The 26,440-nt window shown below is 67.3% G+C and carries 21 protein-coding genes; 9 read left to right on the top strand and 12 right to left on the bottom strand.

The genetic code is table 11. From position 1 onward, the window contains the following. Nucleotides 1-9: 9 nt before the first annotated feature. From JOF56_RS34165 to JOF56_RS34155, 3 genes are all read right to left on the bottom strand, one after another. Nucleotides 10-624 carry a class I SAM-dependent methyltransferase gene (locus tag JOF56_RS34165; protein WP_209643567.1) on the bottom strand — a complete coding sequence of 205 codons (615 nt, stop codon included), beginning with the start codon at nucleotides 622-624 and terminating at the stop codon, nucleotides 10-12. Beyond that, complete coding sequence (locus JOF56_RS34160; protein ID WP_209643566.1) at nucleotides 621-2,123, bottom strand: MFS transporter; 1,503 nt, start codon at nucleotides 2,121-2,123, stop codon at nucleotides 621-623. The genes JOF56_RS34165 and JOF56_RS34160 overlap by 4 nt, the downstream gene beginning before the upstream one ends. A 246-nt stretch (nucleotides 2,124-2,369) precedes the next feature. Further along, on the bottom strand, nucleotides 2,370-3,833 hold the full coding sequence (locus JOF56_RS34155; RefSeq protein ID WP_209643565.1) for an FAD-dependent monooxygenase: 1,464 nt from the start codon (nucleotides 3,831-3,833) through the stop codon (nucleotides 2,370-2,372). Between the two features lie 60 nt (nucleotides 3,834-3,893). On the opposite strand from JOF56_RS34155, the gene JOF56_RS34150 reads away from it, so the two are divergent. Further along, nucleotides 3,894-7,082: an ATP-binding protein gene (locus JOF56_RS34150; protein ID WP_209643564.1), complete on the top strand. Its 3,189-nt coding sequence runs from the start codon at nucleotides 3,894-3,896 to the stop codon at nucleotides 7,080-7,082. On the opposite strand, the gene JOF56_RS34145 is transcribed toward JOF56_RS34150, so the two are convergent. From JOF56_RS34145 to JOF56_RS34130, 4 genes are all read right to left on the bottom strand, one after another. Further along, nucleotides 7,072-8,280, bottom strand: coding sequence for a M14 family metallopeptidase (locus JOF56_RS34145; RefSeq protein ID WP_209643563.1), 1,209 nt, complete (start codon nucleotides 8,278-8,280; stop codon nucleotides 7,072-7,074). The two genes, JOF56_RS34150 and JOF56_RS34145, sit on opposite strands and share 11 nt — an antisense overlap. 81 nt (nucleotides 8,281-8,361) lie before the next feature. After that, nucleotides 8,362-8,658: a hypothetical protein gene (locus JOF56_RS34140; RefSeq protein WP_209643562.1), complete on the bottom strand. Its 297-nt coding sequence runs from the start codon at nucleotides 8,656-8,658 to the stop codon at nucleotides 8,362-8,364. A 92-nt stretch (nucleotides 8,659-8,750) separates the two neighbouring features. Next, nucleotides 8,751-9,410, bottom strand: a complete 660-nt coding sequence (locus tag JOF56_RS34135) for a lytic polysaccharide monooxygenase auxiliary activity family 9 protein (RefSeq protein WP_209643561.1) — start codon at nucleotides 9,408-9,410, stop codon at nucleotides 8,751-8,753. Between the two features lie 113 nt (nucleotides 9,411-9,523). Then, entirely contained in the window at nucleotides 9,524-10,369 is an 846-nt protein-coding gene (locus JOF56_RS34130; protein ID WP_209643560.1) for an alpha/beta fold hydrolase, read from the bottom strand. 246 nt (nucleotides 10,370-10,615) lie between these two features. On the opposite strand from JOF56_RS34130, the gene JOF56_RS34125 reads away from it, so the two are divergent. Then, nucleotides 10,616-11,803 carry an FAD-dependent oxidoreductase gene (locus tag JOF56_RS34125; RefSeq protein WP_307855381.1) on the top strand — a complete coding sequence of 396 codons (1,188 nt, stop codon included), beginning with the start codon at nucleotides 10,616-10,618 and terminating at the stop codon, nucleotides 11,801-11,803. On the opposite strand, the gene JOF56_RS34120 is transcribed toward JOF56_RS34125, so the two are convergent. After that, nucleotides 11,791-12,990 carry a hypothetical protein gene (locus JOF56_RS34120; RefSeq protein ID WP_245378500.1) on the bottom strand — a complete coding sequence of 400 codons (1,200 nt, stop codon included), beginning with the start codon at nucleotides 12,988-12,990 and terminating at the stop codon, nucleotides 11,791-11,793. The two genes, JOF56_RS34125 and JOF56_RS34120, sit on opposite strands and share 13 nt — an antisense overlap. Nucleotides 12,991-13,171: 181 nt before the next feature. Between JOF56_RS34120 and JOF56_RS34115 the strand changes: the two genes are divergently transcribed. Genes JOF56_RS34115 through JOF56_RS34100 form a run of 4 tightly spaced genes read left to right on the top strand, consistent with a single transcriptional unit; the run spans nucleotide 13,172 to nucleotide 17,048 of the window. Continuing rightward, nucleotides 13,172-14,086, top strand: a complete 915-nt coding sequence (locus tag JOF56_RS34115; protein ID WP_209643559.1) for an ABC transporter ATP-binding protein — start codon at nucleotides 13,172-13,174, stop codon at nucleotides 14,084-14,086. After that, nucleotides 14,083-14,859: an ABC transporter permease gene (locus JOF56_RS34110; protein WP_209643558.1), complete on the top strand. Its 777-nt coding sequence runs from the start codon at nucleotides 14,083-14,085 to the stop codon at nucleotides 14,857-14,859. Before JOF56_RS34115 ends, JOF56_RS34110 begins: the two co-directional genes overlap by 4 nt. A gap of 42 nt (nucleotides 14,860-14,901) precedes the next feature. After that, the gene (locus JOF56_RS34105) at nucleotides 14,902-15,591 is read left to right on the top strand and encodes a response regulator transcription factor (protein ID WP_209643557.1); all 690 of its coding nucleotides are present in this window, start codon (nucleotides 14,902-14,904) and stop codon (nucleotides 15,589-15,591) included. After that, on the top strand, nucleotides 15,588-17,048 hold the full coding sequence (locus JOF56_RS34100; protein WP_209643556.1) for a HAMP domain-containing sensor histidine kinase: 1,461 nt from the start codon (nucleotides 15,588-15,590) through the stop codon (nucleotides 17,046-17,048). Before JOF56_RS34105 ends, JOF56_RS34100 begins: the two co-directional genes overlap by 4 nt. Here the strand turns inward: JOF56_RS34100 and JOF56_RS34095 are convergent. Genes JOF56_RS34095 through JOF56_RS34080 form a run of 4 tightly spaced genes read right to left on the bottom strand, consistent with a single transcriptional unit; the run spans nucleotide 17,037 to nucleotide 21,173 of the window. Further along, nucleotides 17,037-17,855 (bottom strand): carbohydrate ABC transporter permease, encoded by an 819-nt coding sequence (locus JOF56_RS34095; RefSeq protein WP_209643555.1) that lies wholly within the window; start codon nucleotides 17,853-17,855, stop codon nucleotides 17,037-17,039. The two genes, JOF56_RS34100 and JOF56_RS34095, sit on opposite strands and share 12 nt — an antisense overlap. Nucleotides 17,856-17,860: 5 nt before the next feature. Beyond that, the gene (locus tag JOF56_RS34090; RefSeq protein WP_209643554.1) at nucleotides 17,861-18,790 is read right to left on the bottom strand and encodes a carbohydrate ABC transporter permease; all 930 of its coding nucleotides are present in this window, start codon (nucleotides 18,788-18,790) and stop codon (nucleotides 17,861-17,863) included. Nucleotides 18,791-18,836: 46 nt separating this feature from the next. Beyond that, nucleotides 18,837-20,129 (bottom strand): ABC transporter substrate-binding protein, encoded by a 1,293-nt coding sequence (locus JOF56_RS34085; RefSeq protein ID WP_209643553.1) that lies wholly within the window; start codon nucleotides 20,127-20,129, stop codon nucleotides 18,837-18,839. Nucleotides 20,130-20,144: 15 nt separating this feature from the next. Then, nucleotides 20,145-21,173 (bottom strand): carbohydrate kinase family protein, encoded by a 1,029-nt coding sequence (locus tag JOF56_RS34080; protein ID WP_209643552.1) that lies wholly within the window; start codon nucleotides 21,171-21,173, stop codon nucleotides 20,145-20,147. Nucleotides 21,174-21,296: 123 nt separating this feature from the next. On the opposite strand from JOF56_RS34080, the gene JOF56_RS34075 reads away from it, so the two are divergent. From JOF56_RS34075 to JOF56_RS34065, 3 genes are read left to right on the top strand one after another with little or no spacing between them, the layout of a single operon-like run. Next, nucleotides 21,297-22,049 carry a DeoR/GlpR family DNA-binding transcription regulator gene (locus JOF56_RS34075; RefSeq protein ID WP_209643551.1) on the top strand — a complete coding sequence of 251 codons (753 nt, stop codon included), beginning with the start codon at nucleotides 21,297-21,299 and terminating at the stop codon, nucleotides 22,047-22,049. Then, nucleotides 22,046-23,380 (top strand): 6-phospho-beta-glucosidase, encoded by a 1,335-nt coding sequence (locus tag JOF56_RS34070; RefSeq protein WP_209643550.1) that lies wholly within the window; start codon nucleotides 22,046-22,048, stop codon nucleotides 23,378-23,380. Before JOF56_RS34075 ends, JOF56_RS34070 begins: the two co-directional genes overlap by 4 nt. A gap of 19 nt (nucleotides 23,381-23,399) precedes the next feature. Beyond that, nucleotides 23,400-26,426: an alpha-mannosidase gene (locus tag JOF56_RS34065; protein ID WP_209643549.1), complete on the top strand. Its 3,027-nt coding sequence runs from the start codon at nucleotides 23,400-23,402 to the stop codon at nucleotides 26,424-26,426. The last annotated feature ends 14 nt before the right edge of the window (nucleotides 26,427-26,440 follow it).

Below are 26,440 nucleotides of genomic sequence, written 5' to 3'. Positions count from 1 at the left end.
AAACCGGAGTCAGTCGTGCTTGCGGTAGACCAGGCGGAGGTTCTGCGGGCCGATGGCGGCGCGGCGGCGTTCGAACAGCTGGTCCAGCGTTGTGATGATGGGGCGGCGGCGATGGCGCTTGATCACGGGCCGCCAGAGGAAGAGGACGAGTTCTCCGCCTGGTCGCAGTACCCGGTGGGCCTCGCGGACGGCGGCGAGCGGGTCCGGCATTTCCTCGAGGCTGTAGCCGTAGAACAGGGTGTCGGCGCTCGCGTCGGCCAACGGGAGACGGCAGCCGTCGGCGGCCAGGTAGGTCATCTGCGCACCGGGCAGGGTGTCCAGGCTTCGCCGGAGAGAATCCACGCCGCGTGCCGACGGGTCGAGGGCGATCAGCGTGCTTTCGTTGCCGAGGTGGGCTTTCAGCGCCTTGGTGTAGAAACCGCCTCCGCTGCCGACTTCCAGGCAGACTGTCCCGGGGCGGCGGTCGACGATCCGCACGTCGTAGCGGGGCAGGTCCCAGCCGAGGATCGCGCGCAGCACCGGGCTGCTGATCAGCCGGTACAGCCCGGCAGGTGTGCGCCAGCCGCCCCGGATCGCCGGCTCGGCCGGTTGCGTCGGGGTAACTGGATGATCAACCGTGGTCATATCTGGCGGGTTTCCTTCGATTTCGGTAGGGCACGCGCTGCAGCGACCGCGGCCAGGACAAAAAGGACGGTTCCAGCCACGAGCGCGACCCGTAGACCGTCGACGAATGCCAGCCGGGCCGCTTCAAGCAGCGCGGCACCCGCTTGGGGCGGCAAGGCGGAGGCGACCGTCGTCGCTTCGGTGAGGCCGTCTCGCGCGGTCCCCGGAACATCAAGACTGGCCGCGTAGACCCCGGTGGCCAGGCTGCCGAGAATCGCGACACCAAGCCCCGCACCGAGTTCGTACGCGGTCTCCTCGACAGCCGCGGCCGCACCGGCGTGTTCGGCGGGTGCTATGGCCAGCAAGGAATCCGAGGCCGCGGTGAGCGACACCGAGACGCCGAACCCGGTCACGGCGAGCACTGGACCGAGCAGCCACAGGTTCTCGGTCACCGCAATGCCCATGGCCGCGAACGCCAGGGCGATCGCACTGACCGCGAAACCCATGATGATCATCAGGCGATTGCCGAACCGCTGTAACAACGGACCGGCGACCAGGCTGCCGACGATCGCCGCCACCATCACGAACAGCAGCCTCAGCGCGGCGTCCATCGGCTCCAGCGCGAGCACCAACTGGAGGTACTGCGCGAACAGCAAGCCCAGTCCGACCAGCGCGGCCAGGACCACGAAGACGCTTCCCACCGCGACACTGAACGCCGGGTTGCCGAACAGCTGGACCGGCAGCAGCGGGACGCGGAGCCTGCGTTGCCGCCGGACGAATGCCGCGAGCAGCAGCCCACCGGCCAGCCCGGCCGCCGGGCCGAGAACGTACATCGCCCCGCCGTGCTGGGTCTGCTTGATCAGAAAGGCGATCCCGACCACGCCGAGGGCGGCCAGCACCGCGCTGCGCAGGTCCCACGGCCCGTCCGGCGGATCCGACGACTCCGGGATGAGCCAGAAAGTGAGCGGCACGGCCGCGACCATCACCGGCACGTTGATCAGGAACGCGGCGTGCCAGGAGAACGTCTGCACGAGAAAGCCGCCGAGCAGCGGCCCGAGCACGGCCCCGGAGCCGGCCACCCCGCTCCAGATGCCGATCGCCAGCCGGCGTTCGGCGCGGTCGGGAAATGCCTGGCGCAACAGGGAAAGCGTGGCCGGCATGATCATCGCGCCGCCCACCCCGAGCAGCGCCCGCATCGCGATCATCACCGGCACGTTCGGCGCCAGCGCACAGCCCAGCGAGGCCAGGCCGAACACCAGGTAGCCCAGCACGAGTATCCGGCGGCGGCCGTATCGATCGCCGAGCGTGCCGAACGCCAGCAGCAAGGGCGCGGCCACGAGCGAGTAGACCGAGATGATCCACAGTTGCGCCGTCGCAGTGGGCCGCAGGTCTGCGGACAACGCGGGCAGCGCCATGTGCAACACGGTGGCGTCCACCGAAACGAGCAGCAGGCTGGCACACAACATCGCCAGCACGACCCAGCGCCGACGAACCACGGCCAGGACGGGCGCAGCGGTCATAACTCCACTCTGACCTGCCAGGACCGCCGCGGGCCTCCTCCTTCAGGCCAATTCCGGATCATCCTTAGGTATCCATTCCGGCACGTGCGGACACCAGGCGATCTGGGCGGTCAGCGATCATGCCGACAAGGGTCTTGGACGCCCTTTGGCCCGCGCAATCCATACAACGTCTATCAGACCCCCGCCGATCGGCGGGGGTCCAACAGATGATCGGCGGGGGCCATTCGGTCCCGCGACCAGGCTGTTTCAGATCGCTGGACTGCCGAACCAATGGGCGGTGACCTGCTCGAACGCCGCACGATCAGAGGCGGGATCACCCGCCCAGGCGACCACGCCATCCGGCCGGACAAGCACGGCACCGAATCCGAGGTCGTTTTCCGCCGGCCCGGCCACATACCGAATCCGGCCCTCCCAGCCCGTCGCTGAATCGCGCAGGTGGCGGTCGGCGCTGAAATCGAGCACGACGCCTCGTCCGTCGTGCATCTGTTCGCCAAGGCGAGTGCCGTCCTGCAGAGCGAGGTCCGGGACGTTGCGGCCGACCAGAGGCTGCTCGCTGCCGAGGTCGTAGCGGATCGCCGATCCCGACACCTGCTCGGACACGTAGGTCGTGCCGTCACGGGTCCCGAGCAGATCGCGCATCACTGTTTGGAGCGCGTGGGCATGCGGGTCCGGCCTCATGACCGCCGCCTGGGCGCGCGTCCAGTCAAGAACCCAGGCGCCGATCGGATGGCGCTCGCGGGTGTAGGTGTCGAGAAGCCCATCCGGCGCGTGCCCGTGCACGGTTGCCGCGAGCTTCCAACCCAGGTTCATAGCGTCGCCGAAGCCGGTGTTGAGTCCCTGCCCGCCAAGGGGTGAGTGGATGTGCGCGGCGTCGCCCGCAAGCAGGACACGTCCCTGCCGGTAGGTCGTGGTCTGCATCGCCCGATCGGTGAAACTCGAGGCGAGATGGACGTCGCTCAGCGTCACGTCGGTGCCGGACACGCGACGCAGAACCGCCTGGAGATGATCACGAGTCGGCTGCTGCGAACGATCGAACGCGCCGCCGTCGAAGTCCATCATGCCGATGTGCCCCTCGGTGGGCATCTGGATGTACATGCCCGCCGGCGTCAGGTTGAACCCTGGGCTCAGCTTCCCGGGATCGGGGATGGTGGCGAGCAGGACGTAGCCGGTGAACTGCGGCTCGGTGCCGACGAAGTCGAAGCCCGCGAGCCCGCGTACCGCGCTGCGTCCGCCGTCGCAGCCGACGACCCAGCGGGCCGCGTATTCGTGCTCGCCGGCCTGCACGACCACGCGCTCATCGTCTTGGGTGAGAGCGGAAATCGTGACGCCGCGCCTGATCTCCACGTCGAGTTTGGCTGCTCGCTCGGACAGCACGGTCTCGGCCGCTTCGAGGTTCGTCATCACGCCCTGCATCGCCGGGCCGGCGCCGTTGACCTTGGACGGGTCGAGCATCATGCCCGCGAAATGGCCAACGCCACGGGAGGGCGACGGGTTGCCCGACGCCGTCAGCAGCGAGTCCAGCATCCTGCGGCGGTAGAACGCCTCGACAGACGCGCCAGACATGCCCCGCATCCCGAGCGGGGCCGCCCGCCACTGGGAGTGGGGCTCGGGCTCCCGCTCAAGCACCAGGACAGAGCAGTCCGCGAGGCCAAGCTCGCAGGCTAGGAAAAGACCAACGGGGCCAGCGCCCACGATCACTACGTCATGCATGATCAAAGGCTGATGTGGGCCGCTCACACGGGGCGCACACAACGCTGACAGGATCGGGGAATGAACGGGGGTGCGCGGCTGTGCGTCACGCTGCTGGGCGCATTCCAGCTGTCTCGCGGTGAAACCGCTCTGCCCGTTCCGGGCGCGCGGTTGCAGGGTCTGGTCGTACGGCTGGCGCTCGCGGGCGGGCGCGCAGTCGAGCAGAGCGTCCTCATCGACGCGATCTGGGCCGAGGACCCGCCAGCCGACCCCGCCCACGCCCTGCAGGCCCTCGTCTCGCGGCTGCGCCGGGCACTTGGCTCGGCCAGTGAAGTCGCGCAGGTCGCGGGCGGCTACCGACTGGACATTGTCGCTGCCGACGTGGACGCGCTGCGGTTCGAACAACTCGCCGCCTCCGGCCGTGAACGCCTGCGCTCCAGCGACCCGAATGCTGCGGCGCTGCTCGGCGAGGCCGTGACGCTATGGGGAGACCGTCCCGGCGTCGAGCCCGCGGTCGTCGCGGCAGTAGCGCCCGCCGCGGCGACCCGTCTGGCCCACGCCTCGGTCGAGGTCGTCGCCGACCTCGCTGACGCCGAACTGTCCTTGGGCCGTGCCGACGTGGCCGCCGCTCGACTGACCGCTCTGCTCGCCGACCACCCCATCCACGAACGCACCGCCGCGCTGCTCATGGACGCACTCGCCGCCCAAGGTCGTCAAGCCGAAGGCCTCGCCCTGTACGAGCGGGTACGCGAAACCCTGGCCGATGTCCTCGGCACCGACCCGGGCGATGCCCTGCGCGAGCGTCACCTGAGCCTGCTGCGCGCCGAGCGACCCGCCCCGAAGACCAGGTCCAGTAACCTGCCCGCACCGCTGACCAGCTTCATCGGGCGCGACGACGACCTCGCCCGGATCGAGACGCTGCTCGCCGCCGGGCGCCTGGTCACCGTGCTCGGTCCCGGCGGCGCAGGCAAGACCAGGCTCGCCATCGAAGCCGCCCGCCGGCACCGGTACCCCGACGGCGCCTGGCTGATCGACCTCGCCTCGATCACCGAGCCCGCCAAGGTGGGTACGGCAATGCTTGCCGGGATCGGGCGACGCGGCAGCGCGATGTTCCAGGCCCGGATGGCAGTCGACGGCGACGAACTCGACCTGCTCGCCGACCAGCTTGGTGGCCAGGAAAGCCTGCTGCTCGTAGACAACTGCGAGCACCTGATCGACGCTGTGGCCCATCTGATCGCGGCACTGCTGTCCCGCTGCCCGAGGCTGCGCGTGCTCGCCACCAGCCGCGAACCCCTCGCGGTCGACGGCGAAGCGTTGGTGCCGCTCGGCCCACTCGCGCTGCCAGGCCCAGACGACGGCATCGAGCAGGCCCAGCAGGCGGCGTCGGTGCGCCTCTTCACCGAACGAGCAGCAGCCGTGCGCCCGGGTTTCAAGGTCGACGAGACAACGCTTCGTGATGTCCGGAGGGTGGTCCAGAGCCTGGACGGGATGCCGCTGGCCCTCGAACTGGCCGCCGCCCGGCTACGGACGCTGTCATTGCCCGAGCTCGCCGACGGGCTCTCCGACCGGTTCCGGCTGCTCACCACAGGCAGCCGCACCGCGCTCCCCCGGCATCGCACGCTGCGCGCAGTCATCGCGTGGAGCTGGGACCTGCTGAGCGAGCACGAGCGTACGGTCGCCGAACGCGTCTCGATCTTGCCTGGCGGCGTCACGTCGGCCTCGGCCGCCGCGGTCTGTGCAGGCACCGCAGTGCTCGCCACCGAGATCCCCGAGCTGCTAGGAAACCTGGTCGACCGGTCGTTGCTACAACTCGCGCCCGCCCCGGGCCGCTACCGCATGCTGGAGACGCTGCGCGAGTACGGCACTGACCGCCTGGATGAGACAGGCGACCTCGGCGCCGTCCGCGACCTGGCCTCCGGCTACATCGCCGAGCTGATGGCACGGTACGACCCACAGTTGCGCGGGCCCGGCCAGCTGACGGCCATACGGGTCATCCGCGCCGAGTACGACAACGCGCTGGCCGCCCTGCGTCGACGATGCGAGACCGGCGACGCGGTCCCCCTCGCACTGAACCTGACCTGGTACTGGCACATGGTCGGCCGACAGTCCGACGCGTCCTACTGGCTAGGTGAGGCATTGGCGGTACCCGGCGGCGAACCAACGCCCGACCGTGACTGCGCGCAAGCGATCTACCTCCTCAATCGGGCCGACACCCCCGCCACGCACGATCAGGCCGAGATACGTGAGCTGGCCGCCCGGCTGCTCGCGTACCCGAGGCTGCCAGATCCGCACGGCGTGCTTGTCGCGAGCGCGCTCGCGTTCCTACAGCAGGAAAAGGCCGCGCTTGCGATCATCGAGCGCCTGGCCGACAGCGACGACGTCTGGCTGTCCGGGCTGGCCCGCATGTTCCGGGCCCAGTTCGCCGAGAACGCGGGCGAACTCGACAGGATGCGCACCGACATGGACGCGGCCCTGGCTTGCTTCCGGCAGACCGGCGACCACTGGGGCCAGGCCACGATCCTGCCGATGCGCGCCCAGCTGCGGCAGTACGACGACGACCTCGACGGTGCCCTGGCCGACCTGCGCGAGGCCCGATCGCTGGCTGACGAGTTCGGCTCGCTCAGCCTCACCGACGAAGTCTTCGGCGACCTGCGCTGGATCGACCTGTACCTGCGGCGCGGCGACACCGACCAGACGATCGCGACGATCGGCTCGGCACGTGAACGGGCGCTGCGCGCGAACTCGCCAGGGATGCTGGCCCTGGTGGACACATGGGATGCCGTCCTGCGGGTCCGCCTCGGCGACTTGGACCGCGCGCGGGAACTGATCAACAACGCCGAACGGGCTCTGCACGGAGACACCACATTCCCTGGCGACCATGCGCGAACGCTGGCCAGCGGCGTACAAGCGTCGCTCTGCCTGAAGACGGATGACCTGATCGGCGCGGAGAAGGCTCTGGAAAAGGCGTACGCAACGGCGCTGAAAACCCGGGACCTGCCGATCCTGTCACAGGTAGCGGTGAGCACGGCCGCGCTCGCCGAGGCGTACGGCCGGCATCGCGAGGCCGCCGTCCTGCTCGGCGCCGCCTCCCGGCTACGCGGCACTCACGACCGCACCGACCGACAGGTCCAAGAGCTCACCCGGCGAGGACAAGCCTTGCTGGGCAAGGAAAACTTCGCCACGGCATACGAGAAAGGCTGGAAGCTGGACGCAAGGACAGCCGTGGCCGATGTCGATCCAGCCCGGCTGTCAAGGTTCGTCACTGGTTGAGGAAGATCTCGTCGAGCACGGTGGCCAGCGACTGCAACTCCACCCGGCGCGCGGCCGGATCCCGGGCCTCGGCGCTCGTCGCGTTGCCGAACGTCTCGATCGTGATCACGTTCATCGCCGGACGGGCGCCGGCGGCGTGCGAACCGTACGCGCCGAAGGACACGCCGGGGTCGTGCGGTGCGGAGGACGTCGGGTACCGCGCGGTCTCCGTCCGTTCACCCAGGCGATTGCCCGGCACCCTCGCACCGCCCGGCACCGACGATGCCCGTCGCGCCATGTCCAGTGCCAGCTTGTCGTCCTCGGTCTCGTGCCCCGGCCGCGGGTCTGAGGTGATGCTCGGCTCACCGGCGCTGCTCGGCGGGGTGTCCCGCTGGTGCGGCCCGGTCGCGCCGTGACCGTGACAGCTCGCGATCCGCTCGGGACGGAAGCGCTCGATGAGGTCGAGCAGGATGCGGTTGCCGGCTTCCACCGGACGCCCCTCCGAGTCGACAGCACCGGGCGAAGCTCCCAGCGCGGGCATCTGCCGGTTGGGATCCACGTGCCCAGGAGTCTTGCGCTGGTGCGCGGCCAGATTCTCCGGGAACAGCACCGGAACGACGATCACGGAAAGCAGCGGCATCGGGGCACCGGGCCGGCGCAGACGTTCCAGCAACATGTTGGCCACCTCGACACCGGCTGCCTCGGTGCCGTGCACGCCACCGATGACCATCGCGCGGCGGTCGGTGCGTCCAGGGAAGTAGTAGGCGGTGACGGGCACACGGCCCGGCCCGGCGTCGAAGCTGGCCGCGATGTTGCCCGGTTCCGGTGCCCAGTGGTTGGTCTGCGCACGGCGTTGGCGTTCGACGATCTCGTCGTACGGCCAACGAGGCTCGGCGCCGTACCGCACCAACCGCTCGGCCAGCCAGCGATCGTCCGTGCCGGCCGGGAAGTGGGCATTGATCCAGCCATCGAGATCGGGATCGGTGACCGGCCCCACCTCCCGGAGGATGTCGAAGGCCCTGCCCTTGTCCGCGCCGGTCGCGGCGACCCGCTCACTGAGCGGGCTGCGCTGTACGGCCACGCCGTCGAACAACCGTTGTACCGCCTGGTTTCCGGCCGCCTGCAGCGCAACCAGCGAGACCGGCCCGCCCGGCCCGTCCTCGCGCCGGGCGGGCGAGCCGGACACCGGTTGCGACCGAGTGGGCTCGTGTTGACGCATAACTTCCGACGGTAACAAGCGACAGCGCCGAGACAGGGCAGGATTACCCCTTTCCGGTGATACCAACCGGCCCGGCTCGAATCAGATACTGCGGCAGTTCGTCCCGCTGACAAGGAGTTTGTTCGCCGCGTTGCGGGAGGTGGTGGCCGAGGAACAGCGGATGATCAGCGTGCTGTCGAACATCAGCACACTTGTATATGTCCCGTCGGGCCCGGAGCAGTCGAAACCGCGGGCGACGAAAGTCGGTGCGCCGCCCACCGGGGTGACGAACACGCATTGGTAGTTTGTGGCCGCGTGGGCCGTTCCGGTGATTGCCAAGCTCATCCCGGCCGCCGCGATCGAGGCAGCCGCCAGCCGTCGCTTCCAAGGTGAGGTCATGGTTCTGGCGTCGTACCAAGACATCCGGTCGTTACTCCGGACACCGCGACGGACCGGCGCGTCGCCGCGCCGGTCCGTTCTGCAGGAGCCTCTTAACCGAAGTTCACGTCACTGCACCACATGTACGTCTGGTCGAGGTGCGAAGCCTGCCAGATCGTGAAGATGACGTGCTGCCCTCGGTAGCCGGAGGTCTGGACATTGAACGTGATGTCCTTGGCCGGCGGGTATTTGCCGGTCTGCAGAATGAAATCGAGGTTCCCCCAGCCGAGGCGCTGGGTGGCCGGGTTGAACCCGTTCTTGCTGACGTAGACCCGTAGGAAGTCGGCACCGTGACTGGCCTGGTCGTACAGGTGCATCGAGAAGTTGCCGCCGATGGTGGTGGTCTTCCACTGTCCGACGGTGTTCAGGGAGTTGTTGCGCGCGAGGCCGTTGCTGCACAGCTGTCCGTCCGGGGTCGATCCCTGGAAGTTCCCGCGGAGACCGTCCCGCAGCGCGCTCATCCAGTTCCACATGGTGTCGGCGTTGGCCTGGAAGGCCTGCCAGCACATGGGATCCTGCTGCTGCATGGCTGGGTTCATATGGTCCTTGCCCCAGGTCTGCCAGCATTGATAGGCGCGGGTGGCGGGACTGACGATCGTGCCGTGGGCCGAAGCCGTGGGAGTCCAGACGAACAGACACACTATCGCGGCGACGACCGCCACCACGATACCGCGCCGCCTGACAAGAGACTCGGAGGTGGTGCGCATACGCATGAGGAGGCCTCCGTTCTTCGGCTGATCGGATGATGGGCAATTCTGGGAGCGCTCCCAGAATTGCCCATCAGGCTATACGCTACGGACTGGAACCGCAACGACACATTGGGTAGCTAGCGGTCGCGGTGCACCGATGCGATGACCCGGGCCAGCTCGGCCGGCTGGGACAGGAACGGCGAGTGCGATGTGTCGAGTTCCAGCACAGTGGTCGGTTTCGCCGACACAGCGTCGATCTCCGTGATGAAGCGGCGTTGCAGAGCGACCGGGAATGCCTTGTCCTGCAGGCAGACCAAGTACGTGTGCGGGACCGCCCCATACCGCTCGGCGGTCACAGTGAACGTCTCCCCCGGAATGCCGACAGGCCCGTCCGGAGTGAGCAGTGATATCGCTGCGGCCGCAGTGGCGTCGTCGACGTCGTTGTAGAACACGTCGCGGATGGCGCGATGCCGATCGGCATCACCCGTGTCCAGCCGCAGCGCCCCACTTACGGCGGGATCGCCGACAAGCAGTGCGGACACCGGCTGTCCGGCGTTTTCCGGCAGCCCGAAGTAGTAGGCCACGGGCTTGCCACTGACCGGAGCGAACGCAGACAGGTAGACCAGTTCACTGACAAGCTCGGGTGCCTTCTCAGCAACCATGGTGGCCACCGCACCACCCATGCTGTGCGCCACAAGCACACACGGCCGTCCATTGCCGATGCGGCGCAACTGATCAATGAGCGTTGCCGCCGCAGAGGATGTGGTGACAGCAGCAACCGGCGAGGGCTCGGCGACGAACACAGCCGGGTCGAACGGACGACTCCAACGGGACCGCGGCGAGGGACCTTTCAGCCCGTGCCCGTCCATATCCACCGCCACCGCCGGCACACCGAGGCCGGCCAGGTGCTCGGTGACAGGACTCCAGCACCAGCTGCCGTGCCAGGAACCGTGTACAAGAACGACTGGGGGAACAGAACGCATGCTTTCCTTCACGATTTCGCACCGTAGCGAAAGGGGCGGGAGCGCGACTTTGAGTAGCCGGCACTTGGCACGTCTTTGCCTCGTTGTCCGTGACAGCCGCGGCACTCGTCGGTATGGTGATCTTGAGGACGCGCGAAGACACAGTCCGGTATGGGTTAGTCCGGGCAGCGCAGAGCGCTTCACACCACACTCGAATGGGTGCGACCTGTGCGTCCCTTCCGTCGAAGCCGCGTGAAGGGACCTGTCGTGCCGGATTTTCGTGTGGTCGTGATCGGTGCCGGCCTGGGCGGGCTCGCGCTCGCTCAGGGATTGCGCCAGGCAGGTGTCGAAGTCGCTGTCTACGAACGGGATGCAGCGCTGACGTCTCGACGGCAGGGTTACCGGCTGCATCTCGATTCCGAGGCCCATGACTGTCTATTGCGGCTGCTGCCGTCGCACTTGGGGAAGTTGTTCCTGGCCACCGCAGGCATGCCTGATCCCCGGTTCGTCCTGCTGGACGAGCAGCTCAACCAAGTCATGTCCCAGCACTCCGGCCAGACCACGGACTTCGCGGTCGACCGGTTGGTACTGCGGCAGATCCTGTTGTCAGGCATTGAGGATGCCGTAGTTTTCGGCAAACAGTTCCGCGGCTACGAGACCGGCTCCGACGGGCGCGTCACCGCGCATTTCGCCGACGGCAGCCAAACCGGCGGCGACGTCCTGGTGGCGGCCGACGGCGTGAACTCTGTGGTGCGCAAGCAATATCTGCCGCACGCCCGAGTCGTGGACACCGGCGTGCGGCAGATTTACGGAACAATCCCGCTCACCCAGCACACCCGTGCGCTGTTCGACGACACCATGTTCGGTATCTTCACGGCGGTCGCCGGTCGTGAGCGCACCTTTCTGGGCATCGCTCCGGTCGAGTTTCCCGAGCCACCCCAGGACGCCGCGGCCCGGTTGGCGCCCGGAACTCGTTTGCCGCCAACGTCGGACTACATGACATGCTCCTTCGGCGCACGCCGCGAATGGTTCGGCGACAACCTGAGCACAATGAGCGGCCCCGACCTGCACGAGATCATGAGTGAGGGCGTGCGGGGCTGGCACGCGCGGGTGCGCGAGATCGTCGCCCACTGCGATCCAGCGACGATGTTCGCGTTCCCGCTACGCACCAGCGTGCCCATCTCCCCTTGGCCGGCAACACCGATCACCCTCGTCGGCGACGCTATCCACGCGATGAGCCCCGCCGCCGGAGCCGGAGCCTGCACCGCCCTACGCGACGCCGACCGCCTCACCAGCGCGCTCACCGCCGTCAAGACCGGTGCACACAACCTGGTTGACGCCATCCGTGACTACGAATCGGACATGACAGACCACGGCTTCACCATGGTCCGGACCGCCGCGGCCAACGGGCAACGGTTCCTCGGCCAGGATCCTCTGCCTGGTCAGCCGTCATAGGCGGACTGCTGGACGGCGAACACGTTACGGTTGCCCACACCTTCCTGCAGTGTCCACAGTAGATCGGGGTTTGTCGTGTCCTCCCAGTAGGAAATGCTCTCGGCGCCGCTCACCCACGGGTATGTTGTGGAACCCGCGGCCGGAGTCCAGTAGTAGAGCTGTTTCTGGCCGGAGGACGCGAACCACCAGCGGTTGTTGTGCGATGCCAGCCCGTTGAGTTTGTACCAGGGCAGCTGTAGCGCCTGGCTGGCGGTCGTCGTCGCGGCGAATGTCGTTGTGCCGGCGGCGAACGGGTAGCGGATCGCACGCGGCGCACGGTTCGGATAGGCGGTGCAACCGGACTGGCAGGTGTACTCGGTCATCACGATCGACGCGCTGACCCGGTCGAGCGAGATCGACGACCACCTCAGGCTGGTGCCCGATGTCGTGTTCGAAGTGATCGTGCCGATCTGCGGCAGGACGTACGCGTAGTTGTGCGCGTAGTAGACGGTGTCCGACTGACGGCCGATCTGGTCGGCGGTGCCGCCGGTATTGGTCTTGAGGATCTTGCGCATGTCGAAGACCCGCATGCCCCGGCCGGTGTCGGCGACATAGAGGTAGTCGCCGTACCAGGACACTCCCCCGGCGTGAATCGGAATGTCCTTGAAGTTGGGCGCGGCGGCCGTCCCGGTCGGTTCGACGAGCAGGACCTTGCGGTACTTGTTCGGGTACGTGGCGTCCCAGTCGACGAGGGTGATCCGGCTGCGTTCCCCGTCGCCGTCGCAGGCGTCGTTGGTGTACCAGCTGACCACGACGAGCTGGTGTCCGTCGTAGTTGCCACTGTTGGCGGTACCTACGGCGTCCCGACTGGTGGTGATGCCCTGCGGGTAGTTCTTGCAGTCGGAGTTGTCCCCGCTGTCGAACCGGAAGCCGGTCTCCAGGCCGTTGATGGAGAACGACGACGGCAGGCCGACCCGGTCGTGGTTGGCGTTTTCCATCACGGTGTGGACGGCCGCAGTTCCCAGCTTGGAGACGAGCGCCGCGTTGACCGTGTCGAACTGGTGGTAGTTCGCACTGAGCGTGTACTGGCCGGCAGGCAGAGTCGTCGGCCCGGCCGCAGCGGTCGCTGTCGTGGGCACGAGAAGTAACCCGGCGACGAGCGTGGCGGAGGCAAGGCGGGCCAGGACGGCACCGCAGTTATCTAACATTCGCGCACCCCTCAGTGTCGACAATTTACGCAGTCCAGCGCACATTAGTGACTGATTCTCCGTCGAACAACTGCGGGTTTCCTGTGAGCCCACCGCCCAACGGCCGCCTGAGCCGCTGGATTCTCAGAGTTCTCCCAGAAGCTCCCAGAAACCGGCCAACCCGGCCGCCAGCATCGGATCCATGACAGCGATCGAAGTGCAAGGGCTGACCAAGCGGTACGGACCCGACACCGTGGTGGACGACTTGTCGTTCACCGTCAGTCCGGGACAGGTGACGGGGTTCCTCGGCCCCAACGGCGCGGGCAAGTCCACCACCATGAAGATGATCATGGGGCTGGCAGCGCCGACCCAGGGGTCCGCCACCATCGGCGGCCGCCACTACCGCGACCTTCCCGTCCCCCTGACCGAGGTAGGTGCGCTGCTCGACGCGGGCGCCGTCCACGGAAGCCGCAGGGCGTACGACCATCTGCTCGCGCTCGCGGTAAGTAACGGCCTGCCAAGGCGCCGGGTCGACGAGGTACTTGCGCTGACCGGGCTTGAGGGCGTGGCCGGCAAGCGGGCCGGAGGATTCTCGCTGGGCATGCGGCAGCGGCTCGGCATCGCGGCGACGCTGCTCGGCGACCCGCGGGTGCTGATCTTCGACGAGCCGGTGAACGGGCTCGACCCCGAAGGCATCCGCTGGATCCGGGACTTCATGCGCTCCCTGGCCCACGAAGGCCGGGCGGTGCTGGTCTCGAGCCACCTCATGGGCGAGATGGCGCAGACCGCCGACCACCTGGTCGTCATCGGCCGTGGGCGGCTCATCGCCGACACCAGCGTAAGCGAGTTCCTACGTGCCAACGGCGAGGGCACGGTCCTCGTCCGCACGTCCGAGCGGAGCGATTTCGCGCTTCGGTTGACCGCCGCCGGAGCCACTGTGCGCGAAGGGCTTGAGTCCTCACTTGTCGTCTCCGGCATGACGAGCCACGAGATCGGCAAGCTCGCCGCCTATCACGGCATCGCACTCAGCGAACTCACGCCACAGCAGGCCTCACTGGAGGACGCCTTCATGGAACTGACCAAGGACAGCGTCGAGTACCAGGGGGCGGCAGCATGAGGACAGCCACTCGCACACTGCGGGCCGAATGGATCAAGCTCCGCAGCCTGCGCTCCACCTGGTACACCGTGGCCTGCCTGTTCGTGGTCGGGCTCGGCATCACGGGCCTGTCCATGAGCGCGAAAGAGCAGGAGTACCGGACCGCGACGGCCACGGAACAACAGGCGTGGGATCCGACCAACCTGAGCCTGACGACGTACATCGTCGCCCAGTTGATCATCGGTGTGCTCGGTATTCTTGTGGTCACCTCCGAGTACGCGACCGGCTCGATGCTGGCGACGCTGGGCGCCACACCTCGCCGGCACCGGCTGCTGGCCGCAAAGATGGTGCTGGCCACCGCGGTTGCCGTGGTGGCTGGTCAGGCGCTGATGTTCGGGTCGTTCTTCCTTGGCCAGGCGATGCTGGCCGCACAGGACGTGCCGAACGCGAGTCTCGGCGATCCGGGCGTGTTCTCGGCCGTGGTGGGTGGCGGCGTCTACCTTTCGGCGATCGCACTGCTCGCCGCCGGGCTCGGCACGATCATGCGGGCCACGGCCGGAGCGCTCACCACCTTGGTGGGCATCGTCTTCCTGGTCCCCGCCTTGGGAAGCATCCTCCCGTCATGGCTGCAGGGACTGCTGTACTTCTGGCCGACTCAGGGCGCGGCGTCGGTCCTCACCACGGTCCCGGACCCCGCCTTTGCGCACCCATGGCTGAACTTGGGCGGGATGTGCCTCGGGGTCGCCGCTGTGGTGGCTGTCGCGTTTGCCGTCTTCCGGCGCCGCGACGTGTAAGAGGCTCCGTATCGTGACGGCGTGGAAGGACAAGATCAGGCGATGAGACTGCTGGTGGTGGACGACGAGGCCACCGTTCGTGAGTTGCTCTCCGCGGCGCTGCGGTTCGCCGGGTTCCGCGTGACCTCCGCGGAGACCGGTTGCGAGGCAGTCGCCGCGGCCAAGCAGCAGCCGCCTGATCTGGTGCTGCTCGACGTCATGCTGCCGGACATGGACGGCTTCGAGGTGGTCCGGTTGCTGCGTGAGCAACGCCCGGAAGGCCGCAACGGACCGATTCCCGTCCTGTTCCTCACCGCACGGGATCGTCAGGCCGACAAGGTCACCGGCCTGTCCCTGGGCGCCGACGACTACGTGACAAAGCCCTTCGACCTCGAGGAGCTGATCGCCCGGATTCGCGCGATCCTTCGTCGTACCAAGGGTTTCCAGGTCGATTTGGTGACCGTCGGCGCACTTGTGCTCGACGCGGAGGGACACCAGGTGACGCGGGCGGGGCAACCCGTCCGCGTCTCCGCCACCGAATTCCGGCTGTTGCGCTACCTGATGGAGAACGCCGGGCGGGTGGTGTCCAAGGCCCAGATCCTCGATCAGGTATGGCACTACGACTTCGGCGGTGACGCCAGCATCGTGGACACGTACATCTCCTATCTGCGGCGCAAGGTCGACACCTCGGAGCCCAAGCTCATCCACACCGTGCACGGTGTGGGTTACGTGATGCGGGAGCCCCGGTCGTGAAGCGGTTTTCCTTGCGGGCCAGGCTGTTGGTACTGACCGCGGGCCTGCTGTTGATCGGTTTGAGCCTCATCAGCGCGCTCGTCTCCGACCACCTGGAGCGTTACCAGCTCGACAGGATCGACGGCCAGCTGCTCTCGTTCAGCGAAATCATCGCCCGGGTGTCGGCCAACGGGCCACCTGACGTCGTGAATCCCGCCTCCCGTCCCGAACTCCTCGACCCGGCGCTCGATCTGATCGGTACCCCCTATCTGGTGTACCTCGGCGTGAACGGCGCGTTCGCCGGTGATGTCCAATCGTCCCGTTTGGACAGTGCGAGCTTCCCGGCACGCGACGAGTTGCGCGCGGTCCCCACCAACGCGACGGCTGTCGACCTGCCTGCCGCGGACGGCTCCGGACGCTGGCGGGCCGTCGCCCGGCCGACCGCCGGAGGAACCTTGATCGCGGCCGCGCCACTCACCCAGGCTGACGCCACTATCGCGCAGCTGCGGACAAGCAGCGTGATCAGCGGCGCGGCGCTGCTCGTCCTGCTGACCGCGGCCGGCTGGTTCGCTCTCGGCCGAGGCCTGCGGCCACTGCGCCGGATCGAGCACACGGCCGCCGCGATCGCCGGCGGCGACCTCACCCAACGGGTCCCCGGCATCGCCGCGCCCAGCACCGAGATCGGCCACCTTTCGGCGTCCCTCAACACCATGCTCGGCCAGCTCGAACAAGCCTTCGCCGACCGGGCCGCCGCCGAGGCACGGATGCGTACCTTCGTCTCGGACGTCAGCCACGAACTGCGTACCCCGCTCTTCGGCATCAAGGGCTCGACCGAGCTCTACCGGATGGGCGCGCTGCCCGAGCCCTCCGACGTCGACGAAACAATGCACCGCATCAACCAGGAAGCCACGCGCCTGACCGCCCTCACCGAGGACCTGCTGCTACTCGCCCAGCTCGACGAAGGCCCGGACGGACAACTCGACCAGGCCCCCATGGATCTGCGTACCCTCGCCAACGACGCCCGCCACGACCTGCGCGCCCTCGACCCGTCCCGCCCGGTCGACCTCACCGGCCCAGACGGCAACGGCCCGCCCGCCCCAGCCCCCGTCCACGCCGACGAGGCCAGACTGCGCCAGGTCATCACCAACCTCGTTGGCAACGCCGTCGCCCACACCCCGCCGGGCACCCACGTCCGCATCGGCGTCGGCACAGTCAACGGCCGCGCCATCCTCGAAATCGCCGACCAAGGCCCAGGAATGACACCCGAGCAAGCCGCCCGCGTCTTCGACCGCTTCTACCGCACCGACCGCTCCCGCAGCCGCGCAGGCGGCGCGAACGCAGGACTCGGCCTCGCCATCGCCCGCTCCCTCGCCCAGGTCCACGGCGGCGACATCGAACTGGAGACCGCACTCGGTGAAGGCGCCTGTTTCCGCCTGACACTGCCATTGCTTGAACAGCAACGGATGTCAGCCTCGTAGAGCGCCCTTGACGGCGTCGGCGATGAAGTTGCGGGCGAACAAGATGAACAGGACCACCAAGGGGAGTACGGCGAGCAGGGCTCCTGCCATGACCATGCTGTAATCCTGGCCGTAGGACCTGTTCAGCTGGGACAGGGCTACCTGAAGCGTCAGCCGGTCGGGGCTGACGAGCACGATCAGGGGCCAGACATAGTCGTTCCAGGCTGTGATGAATGTGTAGATGCCGAGGAAAGCAAGGCCGGGGCGGATCGCAGGGAGGGCGATGTGCCAGTACTGGCGCAAGAAGCTGCAGCCGTCGAGGCGGGCCGCGTCGAGCAGTTCGTTCGGCACGGCGCCGGCGATGTACTGGCGCATCCAGAATATGCCGAAGGCGTTGGCGGCCGCGGGAATGATCAGCGCCTGCAACTGGCCTGCCCAGCCTATTTTCACCATGATCACGAATTGCGGGATCAGGGAGAGCTGGGCCGGCAGGGTGAAGATGCCGATCAGGATGGCGAACAGGACTCGCTTACCTGGGAAGGTGAACTTCGCGAAGGTGAAGGCGGCCAACGAGTCCAGGAAAAGCACCAGCAGGGTCACGCAACTCGCGACCAGGATCGTGTTTCCCATCGCGGCGAAGAAGTTGATCCGCTCGAAGACGTGACCGAGGTTGGTCCACAGTTCACCGCCGATGGTCACTTTCGGCGGGTACTGGTAGATGTCGCTGGTGTTGTTGGTCGCCATCACGATCATCCAGTAGAACGGGAAGATCGAGACGAGCACACCGAGCAGCAGCACCAGGTGCAGCACAAGTCCTCGAAGCCGCATCGCCCTCACTTCTCCCGCCGTTGGACCAGGCGCCAGTTGATGGCGGCGAACAGCATCACGACGAGGAACACCATCCAGGCGATCGCGGCCCCGTAGCCGAAGTCGCGGTTGTCGAAGGCCTGGTGGTAGAAGTAGAGGACCATGGTCAGCGCCCCGTTTCCCGGCCCGCCGGTATTCGGGTTCAGCGTCGTGTTGGTGCCGAACAGCACCTGCGGCTCGGTGAAGCTCTGCATCCCGGTGATGGTCGAGACGACCACGGTGAACAGGATGATGGGGCGCAGCATGGGAACGGTGATCCGGAAGAAGATCTGGACCGGCCCGGCGCCGTCGACGCGGGCCGCCTCGTACACTTCGGACGGAATCGTCTGCAGCCCGGCGAGGTAGATGATCGCGTTGTAGCCGGTCCACTGCCAGGTCATCACCGTGGCGACCGCGATCTTCATCCCGAGCGGGTCGCTCAGCCAGCGCACCGACGGCAGGCCGGCCCACTGCAGGACCCCGTTGACCAGGCCGAAGTTCGTGCCGAACACCGCGCCGAAGAAGATCGTCATCGCGACCAGCGACGTGATGTTCGGGACGAAGTACGCCACCCGGTAGAACGCGGTGAACCGCACGGTCGAGTGCAGCATCGTCGCGATCACCAGGGCGATGAACAGCATCGGGATGGTGGAGACGAACCAGATGACGAACGTGTTCCGCATCGACAGCCAGAACGTGCCGTCGTCCAGCAGGTAGCGGAACTGGTCCAGACCCACGTACTGCATCTCGCCGAGGCCGTCCCACCGGTGGAAGGCCAGGTACAGCGAGAACAGCACGGGAAACAGCCCGAACACCGCGAAGATCAGGTAGAACGGGGAGATCGCCAGGTACTGCGGCCAGAACGACCGCACACGACGGCCGGCGGCACGTGTGGAACGCACCGGCTCGTCGGTCACCGGGCGAAACCGTCTGGGTCTGGAGACCGTGCGTCCGCTGGTCAACTCAGCTCACTCCGAGGCGCTGGGCGATCTTCTTGGCCTGGTCGACCGCGTCGGTCCAGGCCGCGCCGGGGTCCTTGCCGTTGGCCTCCACATTGGTCAGTTCGGTCGCGTAGGGTGCCGAGACCGCCTGGTCGTTCGGGCTCTCGTACTGGACCGGGATCTTCTTGGCGGCCGCACCGAACACCTCGGTCGTGACCTGGCCGCCGAAGAAGGGATCGGGTGCCGTCAGTGCGGGCATCGTGTACGTCGAGGGGGACGACGGGAACAGCGCGGAGTCGGTGAATCCCTTGGCCTGGTTGTCCGGGCTGAGGATCCAGCTGATGATCTTGAACGCGACGTCCGGCTTGGCGCACTTCTTGGTGACCGCCAGGAACGAGCCGCCCACGTTGGCCGCCCCGCCCGGCCCCAGTGCCACGCCCCACTTTCCGGTTGTGTCCTTCGCGGCCGACTTCAGGTCGGCGGCGACCCAGGCCGGGCCGGTCTGGCTGGGGATCGTTCCGCCTGCCAGGCCCGCGTTCCAGTCCGGTGTGTTGGCCTGGACCTTCCCGTCGATGCCGAGCTGGATGGCGCGCACAGTCAGGTCCCAGGCGCGGCGAATATGCTCCTGGTCACCGATGAAGCGCTCGCTCTGGTCGATGTAACGCGCCTGGCTCTGCCCGACGACGAGGTTGAACACCGACCACGCCTCCGAGACCATGAACGCGTTGGGCACGGCCTTCTTCAACTGCACGCCCGCGGCGAAGTAATCCTCCCAGGTGGACATCTGCGCGGCCACCTGGGCCGGTTCGGCCGGCAGCCCGGCCTTGGCGAAGACGTCACGGCGGTAGAACATCGCGGTCGGGCCGATGTCGATCGGGAAGCCGATCAGCTTGCCGTCCTTGGTCATGCCCTTGCGCCACTTCCAGTCCAGGTACTGGCCGGCGAGCGGGCCCGCGCCGAGGTCGAGCAGGTTGACGAACCGGTCGGCCTGAGGCGCGAAGGAGGCGAAGTCCTCGCCCTTGATCCCGGTGATGTCCGGGACGAACTGGTCGCCGCTGGCCATCGTGGTGACCAGTTTCTCCTTGAAGTTCCCGCCGATCTGCTGCGGTTTCAGCGTCACCTCGCCGAACTGCTTGACCGCCTCGTCGACGACGTTCTTGCTCAGCCCGTCCGCCCAGTACCACATGTCCATGGCGTTGCCACCGCCGCCGGATCCGCCCGCGGTCGACGTCGAGCACGCAGCCGTGCCGCCGAAAGCCGCGCCCGCGATACCGAGCGTGCCTAACTGAATGAGTCGCCGACGAGACAGTTCCATCAGTCCTCCTACCGGTCAGAAGAGGTTGTGGTCCGCGGGGATCACGTCGTCAAGAAAGGCGTAGTCACGCCTCAGGCTGTGGTCTGTCCGGGCGGTGAGCCACCAGTTCGCCACGCCTTTCCACCCCGGGGCCGCCAGTGCGCCGCCGATGCGTTGCACCGAAAGGGCCGCGGCGAGATTGGCGAACCGCAGCCGTTCGACCAGCCGCCAACCGGCCAGCGTGGCGGCGACCAGGCTCGCACCGAACACGTCCCCGGCGCCCGTGGTGTCCACAGGCTCCACGTCGAGTCCGAGGACCGTCGCGGTTTCGCCGGTTGTGCCGTCGACGGCGATCGCACCGCCACCGCCTCGCGTGATGACGGCCAACGGAACCAGATCGCCGAGTTTGGACAGAGCCGCCCCCGGGCTGTCGGTACGGGTATAGCTCATGGCCTCGTACTCATTGGGCATGAACGCATGGCAGAGCGCGACCTGGTCCAGCAGCGCCGGCGTCCACTGTTGCGAGGGATCCCAGCCGACATCGGCGAAGACCAGGCTGCCTGCCGCACTGGCCGCGCTCAGCCACCGGCTGGGTTCCGGTCCGATGTGGACGACCGACGCCCGGCTGGCCGGCGGCTCGCCGATCAGGGTGTCGGCGCTACTCGGCGGGGGCTGACCGTGGGTCACAAGCGCTCGGTCACCGTCATAGGCCATCGAGACGGTCACTGGCGACGGCCAGCCGTCGAATCGAGCCGACCGCGAGAGGTCGACGCCTTCGACGTCGGCGAGCAGGTGCCAGCAGTAGTCACTGTGCATGTCCGTGCCGAACGCGGCAGCCAACGACGTACGTAGCCCGAACCGGCTCAACGCGACCGCGAAGTTGGCGATCCCGCCCGGACTGGTGGCCATGCCGCCGGTCCACACCTCGGTTCCGGGTGTAGGCGGATGTCCGAGCCCGGTGAAGACGATGTCCATGAAGAGCAGGCCAGAGAGGAAGACGTCGACAGTAGGGGCAGCAGCCGGGCTCACCGCGGAACGCGGGGCTGCTTGCTGACTGGCGGCCATGCACGGACCTCCTCGACGAGGCATGCAACATTGCGCAAGAGCGTGCGCCCTCGCGCGAGATTTGGCAATAGTCGCGCAGTCATGAACATGGTGATGCGCGTTTTTGACTGTTATTGTCATCGCATGATCCCAGAAGGACGCCGTGAGTTGATCTTGCGCACGCTTCGCACCGACGGTCCGGCCGAGGTGCGGGCGCTCGCCGAGCAGTTCGGCGTCAGTCAGGCGACCATCCGCCGTGACCTGGTCCAGCTGGACAAAGAGGGCCGGCTCAGCCGGGTGCACGGCGGGGCAGTGTCCGCGGCGGACACTGACGACCCGTTCGCCGAGGTCGCGCGGGTACGGGTCGACGAGAAGGATGCCATCGCCGAACACGGCGCCGGGTTGATCAAGGATGGTGAGGCCGTCCTGCTCGACATCGGCACCACAGCACTCCGGCTCGCCCGCAAGCTGCACGGCCGCTCGCTCACCGTGATCACCAGCAACCTGGCGGTCTACGAGGAGTTGAAGAACGACAACGACATCCAGATCGTGCTGCTGGGCGGCATCCTGCGGCGCAGCTACCAGTCGCTCGTCGGCTTCCTGACCGAGGACAACCTGCGCCAGGTCCACGCCGACCGGTTGTTCCTGGGCACCAGCGGCATCCGGGCGGGCGGGCAGATCGTGGACACCACCGCGGTCGAGGTGCCGCTCAAGCGTGCCATGATCGCCGCGTCCGACCAGGTCGTGCTGCTCGCCGACGCCAGCAAGTTCCCCGGCACCGGAATGGCGAGGGTCTGCGACCCCGGCGACATCGACGTCGTGATCACCAATGCCGGCGCGGACCCGGTGACCTGTGCGGCCTTACGCCAGGCGGATGTCGAGGTGATCGAGGTATGAGACTCACGGTTCTGGGCGGCGGCGGCTTTCGTGTCCCGCTGGTCCACCAGGCGCTGCTGGCCGATCGCGCGCCAGGCCGTGTCACCGATCTGGTGCTGCACGACCTGGACTCCGACCGGCTCACAGCGATCGGGCATGTCCTTGTCCAGCAGGCGAATGGGATACCGGACCCGCCCCGGATCACCGTCACGACCGATCTTGACGAGGCCATCTCGGGCACGGACTTCGTTTTCTCGGCGATCCGGGTCGGTGGGCTCGCGGGCAGGGTGGCCGACGAACAAGTTGCCCTCGGCGAAGGCGTTGTCGGGCAGGAAACCGTAGGCGCCGGTGGGGTCGCCTACGGCCTGCGCACAGTCCCGGAGGCGGTGCGGATCGCCCGGCGCGTCGCCGACCTCGCGCCCGAGGCGTGGGTCATCAACTTCACCAACCCGGCGGGCCTGGTCACCGAGGCGATGTCCCACCATCTCGGCGACCGCGTCATCGGTATCTGCGACTCCCCCGTCGGTCTGGGCCGCCGAGTCGCCCGCGTGCTCGGATTGGACCCGGACAGAGCCTGGTTCGACTACGCCGGCCTGAACCACCTCGGCTGGCTGCGCGGTGTGCACGTGGGCGGGCATGATCACCTGCCACGGCTGCTCGCCGACTCAGAGGCCCTCGAATCCTTTGAGGAAGGCAAACTCTTCGGGGCCGACTGGTTGCGCACTCTCGGCGCCATCCCGAACGAGTACCTGCACTACTACTACTTCACCAGGGACACGATCGCCGCGGCCCGGGAAAGCCGTGGCGCCGTCCTGGCCGGACAACAGCGCCGCTTCTACGAATCAGCTCTACGCGAACCCGATTCCGCCCTGACCACTTGGGAATCAGCGCGGATGGAACGCGAAACCACCTATGGGGCCGACAGCCGTGAAGCGGCAGGCATGGGCAGTCGCGACTCCGCCGATCTGGAGTCCGGCGGTTACGAGAAGGTGGCGCTCGCGCTGATGCGCGCGATCGCACACGACGAGCGGACGACCCTGATCCTCAATGTCCGCAACAGGACAACGCTGAACATCCTGGACACCGACGCGGTCGTCGAGGTGCCATGCGTGGTCGACTCAGGCGGCCCGCGCCCAGTCGTGATCAACCAACTTCCCGGCCACGCAGCGGCGCTCGTCTGCGCTGTCAAGACGGTCGAGCGCACGGTGATCGACGCCGCGAACAACGCCTGCCACGCCACTGCTGTCAAGGCGCTCGCCCTGCACCCGCTCGTCGACTCGGTCACCGTCGCGCGCCGGATCCTCGCCGGCTACCTGCGGGAGATCCCGCAACTGGCCTACCTGAAGCCATGAACTCCGTACGGAGGCTGACGTGCACGACGATCGACGGCTGGTCGAAGGCCGACTGCACCGCGCGCTGACCCAGCGCATCAGACCAGCGCAGTACGCCGCGTCGATACCGCTGGAGGTCGAGGTCTGGCAGGTGCCGGACGAGCCGGTCCCCGTGGCCACGGCGCTGGCCGCCGAGTACCAGCCGTTCGAGATCGGCCAGCCGTGGGGACCGCCCTGGTCGACCAGCTGGTTCCGGCTGCGGGCAACAGTTCCGGCCGAGTGGGCGGGCCGGCGGGTGGAGGCCGTCGTCGATCTCGGGTTCGTCGGGGACTGGCCGGGCAACCAGGCCGAGGCACTGGTCTACGACATGGCCGGATCGCCGGTCAAAGGCATCGCGCCACGCAATCAGTACGTGCCCGTGGCGAATCCCTGCCAGGGCGGCGAGCAGGTGGCGCTTCTTCTCGAGGCGGCGGCCAATCCGGACATCCTGGCCGGTGGCTTCGTGCCGACACCGTTGGGCGACAAGGCGACCGCAGGCCGTGCACCTCTCTATCGGTTCGCGCGCGCCGAGCTTGCCGTGCTCGACGAGGACGTCTGGCATCTCGGCCTGGACATCGAAGTACTCAGCGAACTGATGACCGAGCTGGATCTCGCCGATCCACGACGGCACGAGATCCTGCGGACCTTGGAACGTGCGCTGGATGTTCTTGACGTGCATGACATTTCCGGCACAGCGACGGCTGCCCGAGCCGAACTGACGGAGGCGCTGTCGCGGCCTGCACATGCGAGTGCGCACACGCTCCACGCGGTGGGGCACGCGCATATCGACAGCGCCTGGTTGTGGCCGGTCCGGGAGACGATTCGCAAGACAGCACGGACTTTCTTGAACGTCACAGCGCTGGCCAGCGAGTACCCCGAGTTCGTTTTCGCGTGTTCGCAGGCACAGCAGTACGCTTGGATCAAGCAGCACTATCCGGCGGTCTTCCAGCGCATCGTCACGGCCGTCAAAGCGGGACAATGGGTCCCGGTCGGCGGAATGTGGGTCGAGTCGGACGCGAACCTGCCCGGTGGTGAGGCGCTGGCACGTCAACTGATCCACGGCATGCGGTTGTTCCAGGACGAGTTCGGCGTGACTTGCCAAGGCGTCTGGCTCCCGGACTCCTTCGGCTACACCGCTGCTTTCCCTCAACTCGCCCGGCTGGCCGGGATGCGGTGGCTGCTGACGCAGAAGCTGTCGTGGAACCAGACGAACAAGCTGCCACACCACACGTTCTGGTGGGAAGGGATCGACGGCACCCGCGTGTTCACCCACTTCCCGCCGGTGGACACATACAACGCCACGTTCGCGGCAGAGGAACTGGCGCATGCCGTGCGCAACTACGCCGAGAAGGGACGCGGAACGAGATCACTCGTCCCCTTCGGACACGGCGACGGCGGGGGCGGCCCAACCCGGGAGATGCTTGAGAAGGCCCGGCGGTTGCGCGATCTGGAAGGCTCTCCGAAGGTCGTCATCGAGCCGCCCGACGAGTTCTTCCGTGCGGCCGAGGCGGAGTACCCGGACGCTCCGGTCTGGTCCGGCGAGCTGTACCTGGAGCTGCACCGCGCCACGTACACGACGCAGTCCCGGACCAAGGCAGGCAACCGGCGCTGCGAACATCTGCTGCGCGAAGCCGAACTCTGGGCCGCGACCGCATCCGTCCACACCGGATTCGACTATCCCTACGACGAGCTCGACCGGTTGTGGAAGATCGTTCTGCTCCAGCAGTTCCACGACATCCTTCCGGGCAGCTCCATCGCCTGGGTGCACAAGGAAGCCGAGGCGAACTATGCCGAGGTGACCGCCGCACTGGAGAAGATCATTGCCGAAGCGTGCCGCGGCACGGCGCAACCGTTGGTCTTCAACTCCGCCCCACATCCGCGCATCGAGGTGATCCGCACCGGCGAAACAGCTGTGTACGCTGCGGTACCAGCGTTGGGCTCGGCTCCGCTCGACCAAATCCTGGTACTACCTGATCCAGTCCGGGTCACCGACCGCACGCTCGACAACGGCTTGGTCCGCGTGGAACTCGACGACAACGGCCTGATCACCTCGGTGGTCGATCACGCGACGGGCCGGGAAGCGCTGCCGGACGGCGGCCGGGCCAACCTGCTGCAACTGCACACCGATCTGCCGAACCAATGGGACGCCTGGGACATCGACGAGCACTACCGGCGCAGGCACGTGGACCTGACGGCGGCCGACTCGATCACGCCCGTCGAGCGCGGCCCGCTTCTCGGTGCGATCAAGATCGAGCGTTCGTTCGGCGATTCGCGTGTCAGCCAGACGATTCGGCTGAACGCTGGCAGCCGGCGGATCGACTTCATGACCGAGATCGACTGGCACGAGTCGGAGAAGATCCTCAAGGCGGCCTTTCCGATCGACGTGCACGCCGACCGCTCCGCCGCCGAGATCCAGTTCGGGCACGTCTTGCGGCCGACGCACGCCAACACCAGCTGGGACGCGGCCAAGTTCGAAATCTACGCGCACCGGTGGATCCACGTCGCCGAGCCAGGCTACGGCGTGGCCGTGCTCAACGACTCCACCTACGGCCATGACGTCACCCGAAACGGCTCAACAACCACGGTCAGGCTGAGCCTGGTCCGAGCGCCGCATTGCCCAGATCCACACGCCGACCAAGGTATGCACCGGCTCACGTACTCGTTGCTGCCCAACGCATCCGTGGTAGATGCCGTCGCCGAAGGATACGCGCTCAACCTACCTCTTCGAGTAGCTCCTGGGCCAGCGACACCACCACCCGCACTGGTCACTGTGGACAATACCGCGGTTGTGGTCGAGGCCGTCAAGCTCGCCGACGACCGATCGGGAGACGTCATCGTCCGGCTCTACGAATCGCTCGGCGGCCGAGCAGTCGCGACGCTGCAAACCGGATTCCCACTTGCTGCCGTGGAAGTCGTCGATCTGCTCGAACGCCCGACGACGGGCTCCGCCACGGATGCCGGGCCGGACGGTGTGGCGATCCGGTTGCGACCGTTCCAGATCCTGACGCTGCGCCTCTCACGCGCCTAGAAAAGGAGCCTGTG

The sequence above is a fragment of the Kibdelosporangium banguiense genome, assembly GCF_017876405.1.
Classification (GTDB): domain Bacteria; phylum Actinomycetota; class Actinomycetes; order Mycobacteriales; family Pseudonocardiaceae; genus Kibdelosporangium; species Kibdelosporangium banguiense.
Note: the sequence above shows the minus strand (reverse complement) of the source record. Positions and strands in the feature narration are given on the sequence as shown.

Excerpts from the sequence above, each read along its gene's own strand:
- JOF56_RS34165 (WP_209643567.1), bottom strand. The coding sequence starts at position 624 with ATGACCACGGTTGATCATCCAGTTACCCCGACGCAACCGGCCGAGCCG.
- JOF56_RS34160 (WP_209643566.1), bottom strand. The coding sequence starts at position 2,123 with ATGACCGCTGCGCCCGTCCTGGCCGTGGTTCGTCGGCGCTGGGTCGTG.
- JOF56_RS34155 (WP_209643565.1), bottom strand. The coding sequence starts at position 3,833 with ATGCATGACGTAGTGATCGTGGGCGCTGGCCCCGTTGGTCTTTTCCTA.
- JOF56_RS34150 (WP_209643564.1), top strand. The coding sequence starts at position 3,894 with ATGAACGGGGGTGCGCGGCTGTGCGTCACGCTGCTGGGCGCATTCCAG.
- JOF56_RS34145 (WP_209643563.1), bottom strand. The coding sequence starts at position 8,280 with ATGCGTCAACACGAGCCCACTCGGTCGCAACCGGTGTCCGGCTCGCCC.
- JOF56_RS34140 (WP_209643562.1), bottom strand. The coding sequence starts at position 8,658 with ATGACCTCACCTTGGAAGCGACGGCTGGCGGCTGCCTCGATCGCGGCG.
- JOF56_RS34135 (WP_209643561.1), bottom strand. The coding sequence starts at position 9,410 with ATGCGTATGCGCACCACCTCCGAGTCTCTTGTCAGGCGGCGCGGTATC.
- JOF56_RS34130 (WP_209643560.1), bottom strand. The coding sequence starts at position 10,369 with ATGCGTTCTGTTCCCCCAGTCGTTCTTGTACACGGTTCCTGGCACGGC.
- JOF56_RS34120 (WP_245378500.1), bottom strand. The coding sequence starts at position 12,990 with ATGTTAGATAACTGCGGTGCCGTCCTGGCCCGCCTTGCCTCCGCCACG.
- JOF56_RS34115 (WP_209643559.1), top strand. The coding sequence starts at position 13,172 with ATGACAGCGATCGAAGTGCAAGGGCTGACCAAGCGGTACGGACCCGAC.
- JOF56_RS34110 (WP_209643558.1), top strand. The coding sequence starts at position 14,083 with ATGAGGACAGCCACTCGCACACTGCGGGCCGAATGGATCAAGCTCCGC.
- JOF56_RS34105 (WP_209643557.1), top strand. The coding sequence starts at position 14,902 with ATGAGACTGCTGGTGGTGGACGACGAGGCCACCGTTCGTGAGTTGCTC.
- JOF56_RS34095 (WP_209643555.1), bottom strand. The coding sequence starts at position 17,855 with ATGCGGCTTCGAGGACTTGTGCTGCACCTGGTGCTGCTGCTCGGTGTG.
- JOF56_RS34085 (WP_209643553.1), bottom strand. The coding sequence starts at position 20,129 with ATGGAACTGTCTCGTCGGCGACTCATTCAGTTAGGCACGCTCGGTATC.
- JOF56_RS34080 (WP_209643552.1), bottom strand. The coding sequence starts at position 21,173 with ATGGCCGCCAGTCAGCAAGCAGCCCCGCGTTCCGCGGTGAGCCCGGCT.
- JOF56_RS34075 (WP_209643551.1), top strand. The coding sequence starts at position 21,297 with ATGATCCCAGAAGGACGCCGTGAGTTGATCTTGCGCACGCTTCGCACC.
- JOF56_RS34070 (WP_209643550.1), top strand. The coding sequence starts at position 22,046 with ATGAGACTCACGGTTCTGGGCGGCGGCGGCTTTCGTGTCCCGCTGGTC.